This is a genomic window from Microbulbifer mixtoriginis (SeqCode) (assembly GCF_052466765.1).
The window spans coordinates 902,995-915,576 of sequence record NZ_CP174289.1 but is presented as its reverse complement, the minus strand read 5'-3'; the positions used below and the strand labels follow the sequence as shown (position 1 = coordinate 915,576).

9 protein-coding genes are annotated in these 12,582 nt (G+C 47.8%); 3 read left to right on the top strand and 6 right to left on the bottom strand.

The window, feature by feature from the left end; genetic code table 11:
- Nucleotides 1–72: 72 nt before the first annotated feature.
- Nucleotides 73–1,083, top strand: coding sequence for an alpha/beta fold hydrolase (locus ACJJIV_RS04010; RefSeq protein ID WP_444890827.1), 1,011 nt, complete (start codon nucleotides 73–75; stop codon nucleotides 1,081–1,083).
- 71 nt (nucleotides 1,084–1,154) lie between these two features.
- Here the strand turns inward: ACJJIV_RS04010 and ACJJIV_RS04005 are convergent, their stop codons facing one another.
- The 5 genes from ACJJIV_RS04005 to ACJJIV_RS03985 all read right to left on the bottom strand — a co-directional run bounded on the left by ACJJIV_RS04005 (nucleotide 1,155) and on the right by ACJJIV_RS03985 (nucleotide 8,665).
- Nucleotides 1,155–2,054: an alpha/beta hydrolase gene (locus ACJJIV_RS04005; protein WP_444890826.1), complete on the bottom strand. Its 900-nt coding sequence runs from the start codon at nucleotides 2,052–2,054 to the stop codon at nucleotides 1,155–1,157.
- A gap of 231 nt (nucleotides 2,055–2,285) precedes the next feature.
- Nucleotides 2,286–3,206 (bottom strand): ROK family protein, encoded by a 921-nt coding sequence (locus ACJJIV_RS04000; RefSeq protein WP_444890825.1) that lies wholly within the window; start codon nucleotides 3,204–3,206, stop codon nucleotides 2,286–2,288.
- A 205-nt stretch (nucleotides 3,207–3,411) separates the two neighbouring features.
- Nucleotides 3,412–5,916, bottom strand: coding sequence for a TonB-dependent siderophore receptor (locus ACJJIV_RS03995; RefSeq protein WP_444890824.1), 2,505 nt, complete (start codon nucleotides 5,914–5,916; stop codon nucleotides 3,412–3,414).
- A 449-nt stretch (nucleotides 5,917–6,365) separates the two neighbouring features.
- Nucleotides 6,366–7,349, bottom strand: a complete 984-nt coding sequence (locus ACJJIV_RS03990; RefSeq protein WP_444890823.1) for a glycoside hydrolase family protein — start codon at nucleotides 7,347–7,349, stop codon at nucleotides 6,366–6,368.
- 95 nt (nucleotides 7,350–7,444) lie between these two features.
- Entirely contained in the window at nucleotides 7,445–8,665 is a 1,221-nt protein-coding gene (locus ACJJIV_RS03985) for an ROK family transcriptional regulator (RefSeq protein WP_444890822.1), read from the bottom strand.
- A gap of 263 nt (nucleotides 8,666–8,928) precedes the next feature.
- Between ACJJIV_RS03985 and ACJJIV_RS03980 the strand changes: the two genes are divergently transcribed.
- Together ACJJIV_RS03980 and ACJJIV_RS03975 are read left to right on the top strand one after the other, a co-directional pair.
- Complete coding sequence (locus ACJJIV_RS03980) at nucleotides 8,929–10,515, top strand: sodium:solute symporter (protein ID WP_444890821.1); 1,587 nt, start codon at nucleotides 8,929–8,931, stop codon at nucleotides 10,513–10,515.
- A gap of 208 nt (nucleotides 10,516–10,723) precedes the next feature.
- A complete protein-coding gene (locus ACJJIV_RS03975) occupies nucleotides 10,724–11,917 on the top strand; it encodes a hypothetical protein (RefSeq protein ID WP_444885544.1) in 1,194 nt (397 codons plus the stop codon).
- Nucleotides 11,918–12,087: 170 nt separating this feature from the next.
- Here the strand turns inward: ACJJIV_RS03975 and ACJJIV_RS03970 are convergent, their stop codons facing one another.
- The gene (locus ACJJIV_RS03970; protein WP_444885543.1) at nucleotides 12,088–12,417 is read right to left on the bottom strand and encodes a hypothetical protein; all 330 of its coding nucleotides are present in this window, start codon (nucleotides 12,415–12,417) and stop codon (nucleotides 12,088–12,090) included.
- Nucleotides 12,418–12,582: the final 165 nt, after the last annotated feature.

Genomic DNA, 12,582 nt, shown 5'->3' with positions numbered 1-12,582 from the left:
CAATTTTATTGGATTTTTGTGTTTGATAAAGAAGCATCTTATTAATATTTTAAATCTTAAATCGGTGAACATATGTTAAATCCATTATGGTTAAGGTTTCTCCCTGCCAGTTTTATTTTTGTTTTTTTGTCTGGTGGGGTGTTTGCTAATCAAGTCAATTATAAAGGGGAGGTGCTAAGTGGTCGTGCAAAGTTGCACCTAGAGGTGTCTGGTAGTGACCCTTCTAAACCATTAATCCTGTTTCTACATGGCGGCCCTGGAGATGTGGAGTTGGGGTTGGTTCCATTTCAGGTAACTGTTGGGCGGGCGCTCGAAGAAAGGTATTTAGTAGCTTATCTTCATCAAAGAGGGGCTGGAAAGTCTCTTGAGGTGAGCGAAGACACATTAACGATAAAGAACAATATTCAAGATGTGCACAATGTGATTTCTTTTTTAAAAACGCATTATAAGAAGGATAAGATTACCTTAGTTGGTCACTCTTGGGGTGGGGGGCTTGCAGCCCTCTATGCGAGTGAGCATCCTGAGACATTAGAGAGGTTGGTATTTATCTCTTCCTTCCAGGATGCGCAGAAGCAGGCAGAAGCCAGCTTTGAAGCAACCCTGCAATGGGCGAAGAAGGAAGGTAATCAGTTAGCCATACAGGAGTTGCAAAAATATCAAGAGTCTCCCTCTGAGCATTATCTGCTGCTATCCAAGTGGGCGAGTCGAGCGAATGGTGGTATCGCAAATGGGGTTGATATTCGAGGTTTTCTAGCCGCTGAAAAGATTAGTGAGAGATTTCCTGGGTGGCAGGAGCGGCGTGGAAGCTTAGCCGACAAGATGAACGATGAGCTTCAGGCGATGAGCGTTAATGGAGGTATCGATCATTTACAGATACCAGCGCTATTCGTTGTCGGTGAGAATGATTCCATTACCACGCCTTTACAGGTAAAGGCAGATTATAAAAGGTATAAAGGGAGTAAATGTTTCTCGGTACTAAAAGATAGCCATCACTTGCCTTTTATGGATGCAGCAGAAAGTCTGGAGAAGACTATGTTGGTCTTTTTAGAGGCCGAGGAGTGTATTAGTGACGCGTATGAGTAATGGATAGCAAGCCAGGCGAGTAGTAGTCAGGGCCCTGTAGCGTTTCTCTGCTCTAGGGCCGGAAAGTTCGATTAAAACGAATACTTTCGTGGTAGCACTTTACTTTTAAAAACCTGTTCTATCCCTTTATCGTAACCAGGATTAACTACGGTATCGTGGTTTTCACCCTTAATGACCCGTTTGCGTAGAGTCAAATTTTCATAATCTCGGGACTTGAGTCGCTGAGCTAGGTCCCTAAAATCTTGAACGCCGCAAACCTCTCCTTCTTCTAAGCAGATTTCCTCCCCACCAATAAACATATACACGCTTTTCGGTAAGTCAGTCTGGCGTTCGGCATAAGCGAGTTCACTTTCTAGAATTTGCTTATCCGCCCACCAGATGCTGGGGCTGCCGATCACATAGCGGTCGAAGTTATCGGTGTGATTGAAGAGGGCGTGCAGGGCTAAGAGCCCGCCGAGGGAGTGGCCAGCCAGTGTTTCGTCGCTTTCATCTCCCTTGAACGAATTATTGATAAAAGGCTTGAGCTCGTTCTCCAAAAATTCCAGAAATTGGTTGGCGCCACCACCCAGAGTATTCCCCCTAATCTCTCCAGGTACTGGAGTAAAATCCGTTAAACGTAAGGTGAAGTTGGAACTGTCCAGTGGGTGTGAGATACCAACCAGAATCACTGGCGGTAGCTTGGTATTGCCTTGCTCATCTGGGACCTGTTCGTGGATCAGGTTCGGTGCCACCATGGGGAAGTTCATATACCCGTCGGTCATATAAATGACCGGATACCGGGTAGTGTCTTCCGGGTTAAAGGAGAGCGGCAGTAGCACATCAATTACAAATCCACGTCCCAGTAAGTCGGAATGAAAGTTGTAAGAGAGAATGCCCTGGCGGGTAAATGTTGTGGGTTCAGCGGTGCCGGCTTGCACAAACTGAGTGGCCAAAACCATTAAGCCTATAAACAATATTTTAATTATTTTCATCTTTATCCCTTAATGAGCCACGCTTTAGCGTGCTCAGCCGCGTCAGTGGGCGGTCAAGACTGACAAGCCTATCAGATCGGATACGAGACTAGCTACCTTGCGCTGTGCCAACAGTCGCAAAGATGAGTATATAAGTTGGAAAGGGAGTTGTGGGGCGCAGTTTGGCGGGTGGAGTGGCGCCAGGAATATTCCCCTGGCGCTTCCACATCCTGTGAGGGAGGATTTGGTTATCTAAAAGCTGGAGCAAAGTGCCTGGGCCATACGCAGAGAACCCACCTCTCCGGAGCGGCCGGCGAGTTTTGGTGGGACTATAAAAGAGCGGATGTTGCCTTGGGATACCTGGGGGAAATAACCACCTGCCAGGTCGAGAAACTTGTGGCGAATGCGTGGGAACAGGTGTGTTTGTTCCATAACGCCGCCACCGAGAATAATTCGTTCCGGTGAGTAGCAGCTGGTCAGGTTTATACACATGGTGGCTAGGTATTCCGCCTGTAGATCCCAGGCTGGATGGTCACTGTCCATACTCTGGCCGCGCAGGCCCCAGCGGTCTTCAATAGCGGGGCCGCAGGCAAGGCCTTCCAGACAATTGCCATGGAATGGGCAGTGGCCTGGGTAGGGGTCTCTTCGTCGATCCTGTGGCATCAACATATGGCCGATTTCCGGGTGCATGGCGCCGTTTACCAGTTTGCTATCCACCATTACCCCGGCGCCGATACCGGTGCCGATGGTGACGTAGACAAAATTCTTTACACCTACAGCGGCGCCGCACAGGTGTTCTCCCAGCGCTGCGCCATTCACATCAGTGTCGAAAGCTACAGGAATAGAGAGTGCCCCCTGTAACTGACCGGCCAGGTTGGTATTGGACCATCCATTTTTAGGGGTGTTAGTGATAAACCCGTACTGGCTCGATTGCGGGTTCAAATCTACCGGACCGAAACTTGCGACACCCAGTGTGGAAATAGGGCCATGGCGTTGGGCGCCGGCCTGGAAAAATTCAATGACCTGACCGAGGGTTTCTTCCGGTGTGGTGGTTGGGAAGCTAGCCCTCTCCCAGACATCATCGGGATTTGCGGCAATTGCACAATTAAATTTTGTGCCGCCGGCTTCTATGCCTCCAAGCAAGGTATTTACTGCGTTGCCTTGCACTTCCATCCTAATTCGCTCCACTGGCTGGGTATTCTATTTAAAGAAATATTTGGTCGGTTAATTTTAACAGGCTACTCCACTGGAGGAGTGACTGCAGTAAGTTTCTCGTTGAAGAAAAAGACCGGGTGCCAACGGGGAGGCTGGACACCCGGTGTTTGCAAGCGGCCCTAAACGGGCTGCAAACGACTTACTGGAGTAGGGAGGACAACGATCAAAAAGCGTAATTGAAGCTGACACTGGTGGAGCGGCCGCTGATGGCTCTGCCGCGAACAATATCTCCCGCCTCTGCGTAAGACTCTTCAACCTCAGTTACAACAAATTCATCAGTAAGGTTGTTTACGTTAAAGGAAACGGTGAGATCCTCAGTAACATAATAAGAGCCGAACAGATTTACCAACACATAGCCATCTTGTTTCAGCTGGTTGGAATCGGAAACGTAGTACTCAGTAGAGCCCTGCAGGCTGGCGCCGAAGGTTAGGCTGTCACCAAAATTATACTGCGGGGTAATGGTGTAAATGATATCTGCCTGACGACGGGGAGTATTGCCGACTACCGATGGGTTATTCGCATCTTTGCTGATTTCGGCATCCGTCCAGGTCAGGTTGCCGTTAACCGAGAAATCGCCATAAATATAGGAGCCTTCCAGCTCTATACCTTGTGCTTCATACTCGCGTACGAAAGTTAGGCCGCTGGTGATTTCCGCATTGGTTTCTTCGGTGACGGTATTGAAATAGGTGGCAAAAATATCAAAATCACCAGCGGTAAACTTGTAACCGATCTCTAGCTGGTCAACAGAATCAAAGCCATCGGTGGTATTGCTGAGGCTGCCATCACTATTTAAAGCGCCGCTAATTTGCAGCAGGCGATCGGCAATTGCGCGGCCACCTTCACTGTAACGAGCAAAAACCGCCATGCTGTCATTGATTGCATAGTTGCCGCCAAGGGAGAAGGAGGTGTTATCTGCATCATAGTCGACTAGCTGAGTATTACCGTTAGCCATAGTGATAATGCCACCGGTAAAACCAAAGGCATCTGATGCGCTCGCATCTTCCACATCGCTGATAATGCCATCTTCGTTGATATCGTAATCGGTATCGCCACCACAGCAACTGGAAACCAGAGAGCCCTTTGCATTGACCATATCGTGGCGTGCACTGACGTCGAAGGTGAAGTCCCCAACATCGAAAGACACGTTCATATAAGGAGCGTAGGTTTCATATTCCAGATCCCAGGCATAGGACAGGAAGCTTGCCGACCAGAGGCCATCATCGACTAACAAATCCCCGTTGGCATTCGCTGTGATGGTTAGGTTCTGGGAGTCACTGCCATCCACGCTTTGGATTAGGGCATTCCAACTATTCCAGCTGGTCTTGATATTTTGCTTGGAGTAGTAAAAGCCTGCGGAAACAACAATGTTGTCATTAATGAGCTTATCGACTTTGAAATCGTTGACGATCAACCCCAGGTCATGGATTTCTGTATCGAACAACAAGTTCAGATAGGCTAATTCATCGATCTCTTCGCCATTGGCGTAGGTCACGGTGGTTCCTGCACTACAGTCCACTGCAGAACCCTCTCCGCTAACGGCATTGGCACAGATCAGGTCTGCCATACTTTGTGCGGATTGTGGGCCATAATTGCCAAAGGTGTCAGTAAATGGAGAGATAAAGCTACCGCTTATATCAGAAATTCTGAACTTGTCAGTAATGGTCCAGCCATTCTCAAATTCAAATTGACTCTCAAATCCATAGGCTTCTACCAGGGATTCAATACCGTCGCTGAGATCCCGATTTACCGGGTTGCCATAGGCATCGAAAGTAGAGATATTACGGTAATTGTCTGAGTGCAGGGTCTGGCTGCTGGCATCGAAGTTGGCTACAGTACCGAACTCTCCATTGCCTTTATAAGTTACCGGGCCGGGTAGGTAAGTGGTCACCCGATCGTCAAGGTGTTTGTAGTAAAGGCGCACATAACCGTTGTCAAAATCTTTGGTGAGATTGGCCTTTAATTGGCCACCGGAATCGCCATCAAAGCCGGTTTCACGAACACCTTCCCCCTCGCGCAGGAAGCCGCCTACATAAAACCGCAGGGTATCGCTGAGGTGGTGCCCGTAGCCGAAGTTCAGGCGGGTTTCATCGTAATCTGCACCAAAAGAGAGGCCTATATTCCCGCCTTCTTCTTCTCCAGTCTTGCTGATCATATTGATCACACCGCCGGGGGAGTTGCTGGCAAAGGTGGAAGCGGAGCCGCCGCGTACACTTTCAATTCGAGATAGGGAAGAATCGGCTCGAATAAAGTTGTCGGTATTGCCGAAATTGATATCGCCGTATTCGAGTACTGGCAGCCCATCCTCGTGGATCTGCATGTACTTGGAGCCACCAGTGGCAAGCGGAATTCCCCTTACAGTGATATTGGCATTGCCACCGCCACCAGAAGATTCCGTGCGTATACCTGGCAGGCTGCGAAAAACTTCTGAGGTTGAGCGGGGGGCGTAGTTAGACAATTCTTCGGTATCTAGGGCGCTGACGGAAATGCTGGATTCCATTTTCGTTACGGGGCGTGCCGTAGCGGTAATGATGACTTCCTCAATCTCCAGCTGCTCTTGGGCGGTTACCGCAGTGCTAACACTGGATGCCACCGCTATCGCCAGGGCGATTGAACTTGGTTTAAAACCTCTGACCCATTTGCAATCGGCTTGAAAGTCTTCTGCCTTCACGACGCTCTCCTCAATCATCACTTATGGTTATTAGTTTTTGCTGGCGGCCCATTTAGGTTGGGCTCTTCTTTTTTCTTGATTCGCATGGCGGGATGGCCATTTTTTATTTATTAAACCACTGTGATTTAATATGGGCAATAGAATTTTTCTGGAAATTTGCCTATTGATTTTAAGAGTGTAACTAAATCAATCAGTGAGAGTTACTCTTCAATGGAAAGAGCCCGGGTACTGCTTGGGTGCTGAAGAAAATTTGCTTGGTTTGTGGGGAGTGGGGCAAAGGGAAGGGTTTTTACTGAGATCTTGGGGATAAATATCTAAAGAAACTGCAATCAGTGGGAAGTTTTCAGCTATTGATTGCTTACAGGTTAGGTGAAGTCTTCGGCCCTGGTGGATATTTAGCAGGCGGTACGGCACCGGTACTTTCGCAAGATGCCGTTGGCCATCTATCGCTACTCTGCCAATTTTAGTTGTCCATTCGCAAGAAATTCGATCTTCTTGGGATCACAAATCCCGCCGATAAAATTGCCTTGTGCATCGTCGCGGTTAAAGGCGAGCAGATACCAGTGTTGGTCTGGCCCCTGTATCACCCGACCGGAATATAGGCTGCCCTGCTCGTCAGCACTGAGGAATCCATCACCAATAACAGTGTATGGCCCATTTAGGGCATCGGAGACAAAATACTTGGTGCCGGTAAGTGGTTTTCCGCTCATAGACTGGCGGTGGACTTGGCTGTGAAACTGAGTGGAGACAGAGCAGAAGAGATAGTAGCGGCCCTGGATTTTTTCAATCTGCGGGACTTCCATTTCTCCATACCAGCCCGGTGCCAGTATGGGCTCTCCAACTTTCCAGTGCAGGAGGTCGGTGGAGCTGGCATAACCCACTGCGCCGCGCCCGTCGGGACTGCCTTGATTACAACGGGCAGTGACATACATATGATAAAGGGCTTGATCGGGATCTTTGACAATCCAAGGGTCGCGCCAGGAGGCATCATGCCAGTATTCCAGGTTTAGACCGTCATAAAACTTGGGGTCTAACTCCACCAGAGGATTTTCCGGACATTTTTGCCAGTTTAAAAGATCTTTGGAGGTAGCCAGGCAGACCCGCTGAATAAGCCCTTTTTCTGAGTGTTTGGTACCCGTGTAAAACATGTACCAGGTGTCGCCCTCTTTATGTACGCAGCCGGTCCAGGTTGTGTAGGAGTCCGCAGCCTCATCGATGCCACCCTCTTGATATTGGGAGGGTTTTATCGCGTCTTGCTTTGGGGCCCAATGAATCAGGTCGGTGGAAATGGCGTGACCGATCGAGACATGCCAATGGCGTAGCTCTGGATCGCCGAGGGATTTATCCGCTTGTAGATAAAACATATGGTATTGATCGCCATCAACGGCGAACCAAAAATCCCAAACCCATTTGTCTTTTAGGTTAAATGCCATCTCGCTGGTCACCTCACTGTTATGATTATGTAAAACGAACCAATACGGTTTTAATGCCTAATTAGTTGAGCCTTGTTTTTCCGCTATATTTCAGGTTAAACCGGAACCCGCTCAGGAACTCCACCCTTCAACAGCACGGTCTTATCTGGTGCAAAATTGGAGTAAAAGGGCAGGATGGCACCGCCAATCGCGATGGCATCAATACCGATCTTACCGCTCATTATCTGGGGCTTGAAAACTCCGGACGGGGCGGCTTGCTGCATTCGCCTGGAGATGATTTCCACCAGCTCCTCCAGCAGGAATCGCGGGAGGTGCGCATCGATAATAACGGCCTCAAGGTCCAGTACGCTGACTGCGGAGAGAATGGCGTAAACCAGTGCATCAGCGCAGTCGTCCAGCCATTCCTGTATGAGAGGGCGGGCCTGATCCATCACCGACAATAAATCAGCAGAGTCATTGATATTAATTTGGTTGGCGCGCAGGTGTCGGCGCAAGCCAAATAGTGAGGCTCGATTAAGTAAGGTCTCGAAGGCCCCTTCGGGTTCTGGGGTGCTACTGAGCTTGGAGGCAGGGACTGGCATGGTGGCCAGGTTGCCTGAGTTGCCATGTACACCAGTCTCCAGGCTGCTATTAAGCACCAGGCCGCCGCCGATAAAAGTGCCAACGAAGATATAAAGAAAATCGGAAACTTCAGTGCCTTTACCGAATTGCAGCTCGGCGACTGCTGCAGCAGAGCAGTCATTTTCAAAGAAGACGGGTAGGTGGGTGCCTTTGGAAACCTCTTCTGCGAAGTTAATTTCTCGCCATTCGTTCGCCAGGGTATCGCTCATTTCCAATTCTTTTGTCCAGGCACCGATAAACCAGGGCATGGCGATACCAACGCCGACGAGCTTGGATTGGTCTTTTTTGACTAATTCTGCACTTAAATTTTCGATACCCGATTCTATATTTCTGAGAAGAAAGTCGGGCTCAGGGCATTCAAATTCCTGGCATATTTTCTTCAAAATATTGCCGCCAAAATCCATTAACAATAATTCAACATTACGCCGCCCGACTTTAATGCCTATGGAGTAAGCACCGGTGGGGTTGATGGTGTACATGATGGAGGGCTGGCCTTTGCCGCCAAGCCTGCGCCCCTCACGCATAACCATGCCAGTACTCTCCAATTCATCCACGATGCGTGTAACGGCCTGGGGGGTGAGGTTGGTGAGGCGCGCCAGGTCAGACTTGGACGCAGTACCTGCTTTCCGCAGCGCGGTTAGCAAAACCCGTTCGTTATAGCGACGCAGGCCGCTGGAATTACTTCCCTTACCCATCTCTGTGCCCCTTTTGTAGAAAACGCGTATCCGAGAGTTTGGTCTGAGACTATTTGTGACAAATACGTCCATATAGGATTTTATTGCGTTTGCCTAGCGTAAGCAATGAAAGTGAGATAAACGGTTGTTTCCTTAATCTATTGATTTTAAAGGTTTTATTTATATTTTGGTGGTTTGCTTTACTTAATTAAACCACTGTGATTTAATTTTTTGCAAGTTCCGCAAACCATAAAAATACGCAACTAGCGGTGAACGAGGAAGTTATGTCGGTCGATTTTGGTCTCCACCCCATCGATGCGATCATTTTGGTCGTCTATTTCGTTTTCACAATTGGCCTGGGGCTCTATCTCAGTCGTCGCCACGACACCGCTGAAGACTACTTCCTTGCTGGGCGAAAGATGGTTTGGCCGCTGATAGGGCTTTCCCTGTTCGCTTCGAATATCTCCAGCACGACCCTGATTGGTTTGGCTGGCGATGCTTATAGTACCGGCATTGCGGTCTTCAACTATGAGTGGATGGCTGCTGTCATCCTGGTGTTTTTCGCGATTTTTTATCTGCCGACAATACTTCGCTCCCGTATCTACACCATGCCCGAGATGCTGGAGCGGCGCTTTAATCGCACCGCCAGGACTTACTTTTCCGGTCTGACAATTTTCCTGAATATCGTGGTAGATACCGCCGGCAGCCTCTATGCCGGAGGCTTAGTGATGAAGCTGATTTTTCCTGAAATGCCGATGTCAGTGACCATTTCGATTTTGGCGGTGATCGCAGGTATTTACACGATTGCCGGCGGTTTGGCCGCGGTAATTTACACCGATACTATCCAGGCTCTATTGCTAATTTTTGGTTCAATTCTGATCAGTATTTTCGCTCTGGATCGCGCTGGTGGCTGGGAGAATGTGGTTTCCCAGGTATCCGCCCATCAATTGAGTTTGATCCGTCCAATCGGAGATTCCAGTGTGCCTTGGCTGGGGCTGGTCACTGGAGTGGCCCTACTGGGTTTCTATTTCTGGTGTACCAACCAATTCATGGTACAGCGGGTGCTGAGCGCCAAAGATATTAACCATGGGCGCTGGGGAGCGTTGTTTGCCGGTCTTCTGAAATTGCCGGTGCTGTTTATTATGGTCCTGCCCGGCACTATGGCGATTGTCCTGTTCCCCGAGCTGGAACGGGCAGACATGGTTTATCCAACCTTACTATTTGAATTGTTACCTGTGGGCATTTTGGGATTGGTCTTGGCTGGTTTTGTTGCAGCCCTTATGTCTCAGATTGACTCCACGCTGAACTCTGCATCTACATTGGTGACGATGGATTTCGTGCGACAGCGTTTTCCCTCTTTGAACCAGCATCAGCTGATGCGCGTGGGGCAACTGGTCACCTTCATCTTTATGGTTCTGGCTGTGCTGTGGGCGCCGCAGATAGAGAATTTTGGTTCTCTGTTCCAATATCTGCAAAAAGTACTTTCCTATGCCGTACCCCCTGTTTTGGCTCTATTCCTAATTGGCTTTTTTTGGCAGGGAGCGACCTCCAAGGGTGCAATGACCACTTTGGTTTTGGGCACTGCCGGAGGAGTAACTCTATTCCTCGCTAATGAGGTGCTGGGTTGGACTAATTTACATTTCCTTTATATAGCGCCAATCCTCTTTGTTTTCTGCTCCATGGTGTTGGTGGCTTCCAGCTTGATAAGCCCGGCAAAGATTAGTGAGGAAGCCAGGCAGTTTGTTTGGTCTCGCAAAGACTTTGATGCGGAAACCGAGGCGCTGCGCAGTGAGCCCCTATGGCGCAATTATCGTGTACTTTCAGTATTACTGCTGATTACTACTGCCCTGGTGGTGGGCAGTTTCTGGTGATTGTTGAGTTTGTGTTCCAATGAATATAACCGATAAAAGCTATTCACTGATTTAAAAGAATCTCACACAGGATGGAACCCCTTAATAAGCAATTAAAGGAGGTGCGAAAAGAGAAAATACTCAGGTGGTAGAGGTAATGAGGTAACTAACAATGACGGACTGATAGCACAATTAATAAAAGGGTAATGCCATGAGGTATATCTTTACAGTGGTGATCGGGTTTTTTCTTTCTGCCCCAGTTTTAGCAGCTACCAATATATTGGATCTCTATTTTAATACCGCAGATAAAGGCGGAACCTTACGATATGATGAAATATTCTCCTATGGTAAGAGTGGTAATGGCAGTGACTTTGACATGTGTGATAGCTATTCCACTAAGCGTGTGCCGGGAGATAAAATAGCTGCTATTACCAGTTATAGCGGGGATGAACGCATCAAAGGCTTGAAGCTTGAATATCTATACGCTGATGATGACGAGGTGGGTAAAACGACTGGTTCAGGATTCCGCAAACTCCTTGGAGATATGGAATACATCCAGGGTTGGCGTTTTTATAAGAAACGCGATGGCAATATTTCTCGTATCCGTGTTTACTTAAAAGATATGTCAAATAACTCTACTAGAGAGATAACTTTTGGCAGTAATAATGGTTGGCATAAGTGGCAAGAGTATCAGCTAAGTATTGGTACCCGTTCAGTTGTGGGTTTTGCTGGTACCGCAGGAGATAGCAAGATTTGGAGTATTTACCCTTGTGTGGCTGACCGTTTTGATCTGGTTGAGAGTGGGGTTGAAATACACTGGGATCAAATTGTGGAAACCCCTGAGAATACAAAAACCTTCTTTGGTGAAAGATTGTTAGAGAATTTTTCTAGCGTAACTCAGAGTGATAGTACCGAAGTTTGGTATACGGATGGCAAGAGCGAAACTGATACTTGGACCAATACACTCGGCATCTCGGTGACTGCCGGCGTGAGCTTGACTGAGGGTTACAAGGTTGGAGTTCCGGGTACCGTTGAAAATAGTGGCTCGATCACGTTCAATTTTTCTGAAACTTTTTCAGCCTCAACTACGGTTGGAGAAACTTCGACGGTTAGTAATCAGAGAACCGTTAAGGAAGCGATGCCCGCGAGTGTACCCGCTTATAGCCTACTGGTGGCACGTATGATGGTAGAAAATAGCGAGGTTGAAATCCCTTATACCACTACTGTGACTAATCCCCATAACGGTGACGAATTCAATTTCACTGGTGTGATCAAAGGATCAAGTTATTCTAAATCTCGTAAACGCTGGGATGTGGTGGGTAAAGCTTTCCCAGACCGCTATGAAGTGTATGAAAGTTATTCTTGGGTTGTAGAGTATTATGGCCTGGAAAATGTCACGATAATCTCTGATCCCGTGATTTAAGTGCCGTAGGTTTATAATGAAGGTCAGAGTGGCCTGTATAAGATCCGCTTAAATATTATGCGGGTCTTATACATTGAATTTGGTGAAATACTTCTTTAAGAGTTGAGTGGATACATCCATGTATCCTTCCAGATAAAATATTGTTATTCCAAACATCGCTTGATGGCGCTTCAGTCCCTGATTATGACGGAATACAAGCGGATTCTATCTTCATAGCATCCATAGTAACTCAGATTTACTGGGGTCTTTGACATAAAAGCAGACAATAAAAAAGAGACTTTGGTGTCATAGATTTGAGATTCATCATTCACTAGTACAAATGTCCTAGTGTCAGAACATGCCACTTCAGCACTGGTATTTTCAAATCCTTTTAATCGAACGTCTACTCCTTGGCTGTGAACTTTGAGATAGTCAATGCGCGCCTGTTCAGTCCAGGCGGCACTTGCTGAAAGTGATTGAAATAGAGCGATACCCAGAACGATTGATACAACTGTTTTCATCCGTTACTCCCTGGCATGTGTATCGCCAACAAAAGGGGTTGGCAAATTCCTAGACATAACCAGTGAAATAATAGCAAAACAGGGCGGCTTATTGCGTTGTGCTATCCGGTAGGTTTTTACGTCGCCAGGGCTATTTTGATGAAGTATATGCCCTGGCGTAGATTT

Coding starts and splice junctions, on each gene's coding strand:
- ACJJIV_RS04010 (WP_444890827.1), top strand. CDS start 73: ATGTTAAATCCATTATGGTTAAGGTTTCTCCCTGCCAGTTTTATTTTT.
- ACJJIV_RS04005 (WP_444890826.1), bottom strand. CDS start 2,054: ATGAAAATAATTAAAATATTGTTTATAGGCTTAATGGTTTTGGCCACT.
- ACJJIV_RS04000 (WP_444890825.1), bottom strand. CDS start 3,206: ATGGAAGTGCAAGGCAACGCAGTAAATACCTTGCTTGGAGGCATAGAA.
- ACJJIV_RS03990 (WP_444890823.1), bottom strand. CDS start 7,349: ATGGCATTTAACCTAAAAGACAAATGGGTTTGGGATTTTTGGTTCGCC.
- ACJJIV_RS03985 (WP_444890822.1), bottom strand. CDS start 8,665: ATGGGTAAGGGAAGTAATTCCAGCGGCCTGCGTCGCTATAACGAACGG.
- ACJJIV_RS03980 (WP_444890821.1), top strand. CDS start 8,929: ATGTCGGTCGATTTTGGTCTCCACCCCATCGATGCGATCATTTTGGTC.
- ACJJIV_RS03970 (WP_444885543.1), bottom strand. CDS start 12,417: ATGAAAACAGTTGTATCAATCGTTCTGGGTATCGCTCTATTTCAATCA.